At 56.3% G+C, this 206-nt stretch carries 1 rRNA gene; it reads left to right on the top strand.

Annotated elements, in window-relative coordinates:
• A 16S ribosomal RNA gene (locus KO536_RS24155) occupies positions 1–206 on the top strand; the annotation flags it as partial.

Genomic DNA, 206 nt, shown 5'->3' with positions numbered 1-206 from the left:
GCTCAGATTGAACGCTGGCGGCAGGCCTAACACATGCAAGTCGAGCGGTAGAGAGAAGCTTGCTTCTCTTGAGAGCGGCGGACGGGTGAGTAATACCTAGGAATCTGCCTGGTAGTGGGGGATAACGTTCGGAAACGGACGCTAATACCGCATACGTCCTACGGGAGAAAGCAGGGGACCTTCGGGCCTTGCGCTATCAGATGAGC

The organism is Pseudomonas sp. NKUCC02_KPG (assembly GCF_019345465.1).
Taxonomy (GTDB): Bacteria; Pseudomonadota; Gammaproteobacteria; order Pseudomonadales; family Pseudomonadaceae; genus Aquipseudomonas.
This window is presented reverse-complemented; position numbering and strand designations above follow the sequence as displayed.